Raw genomic sequence first — 1,196 nt, 5'->3', positions numbered from 1 at the left:
GGAAGGTGCGAACAAGTTCCTGATATGAGATCATCATATTCATCCGGAGCGCATCCCAGAGGGACATCATGAGCCATCAACTCACCTTCGCCGATAGTGAATTCAGCACTAAGCGCCGTCAGACCCGAAAAGAGATTTTCCTCTCCCGCATGGAGCAGATTCTGCCATGGCAGAATATGACCGCTGTCATCGAGCCGTTTTATCCCAAGGCGGGCAATGGCCGACGGCCCTATCCGCTGGAGACCATGCTGCGTATTCACTGCATGCAGCATTGGTACAACCTGAGCGACGGTGCCATGGAAGATGCCCTGTACGAAATCGCCTCCATGCGCCTGTTTGCCCGATTATCCCTGGATAGCGCCCTGCCGGATCGCACCACCATCATGAATTTCCGCCACCTGCTCGAGCAGCATCAACTGGCCCGTCAATTGTTCAAGACCATCAATCGCTGGCTGGCCGAAGCAGGCGTCATGATGACCCAAGGCACTTTGGTGGATGCCACCATCATTGAGGCACCCAGCTCTACCAAGAACAAAGAGCAGCAACGCGATCCGGAGATGCATCAGACCAAGAAAGGCAATCAGTGGCACTTTGGCATGAAGGCCCACATTGGTGTCGATGCCAAGAGTGGCCTGACCCACAGCCTGGTCACCACCGCGGCCAACGAGCATGACCTCAATCAGCTGGGTAATCTGCTTCATGGAGAGGAGCAATTTGTCTCAGCCGATGCCGGCTACCAAGGAGCGCCACAGCGCGAGGAGCTGGCCGAGGTGGATGTGGACTGGCTGATCGCCGAGCGTCCCGGCAAGGTAAAAACCTTGAAGCAGCATCCGCGCAAGAACAAAACGGCCATCAACATCGAATACATGAAAGCCAGCATCCGTGCCAAGGTGGAGCACCCGTTTCGCATCATCAAGCGGCAGTTCGGCTTCGTGAAAGCCAGATACAAGGGGCTGCTGAAAAACGATAACCAACTGGCGATGTTATTCACCCTGGCCAACCTGTTTCGGGTGGACCAAATGATACGTCAGTGGGAGAGATCTCAGTAAAAACCGGAAATAACGCCAGAAATGGTGGAAAAAATAGCCTAAATAGGCTGATTCGATGTGTTTGCGGGAAAAAAATCGGCCCAGATCCGCGAAATTTTAATCAGCGAGTCAGCTTGGGAAGAAATGACCTGCTTATTCGCACCTTCC

General features: G+C 53.8%; 1 protein-coding gene. It reads left to right on the top strand.

Going from position 1 to position 1,196, the window contains the following annotated elements:
• The first annotated feature begins 68 nt into the window (after positions 1-68).
• Positions 69-1,049 (top strand): IS5-like element ISKpn26 family transposase, encoded by a 981-nt coding sequence (locus GF617_RS26875; RefSeq protein WP_000019441.1) that lies wholly within the window; start codon positions 69-71, stop codon positions 1,047-1,049.
• Positions 1,050-1,196: the final 147 nt, after the last annotated feature.

The organism is Lelliottia sp. RWM.1 (assembly GCF_016859735.1).
Taxonomy (GTDB): domain Bacteria; phylum Pseudomonadota; class Gammaproteobacteria; order Enterobacterales; family Enterobacteriaceae; genus Enterobacter.
Note: the sequence above shows the minus strand (reverse complement) of the source record. Positions and strands in the feature narration are given on the sequence as shown.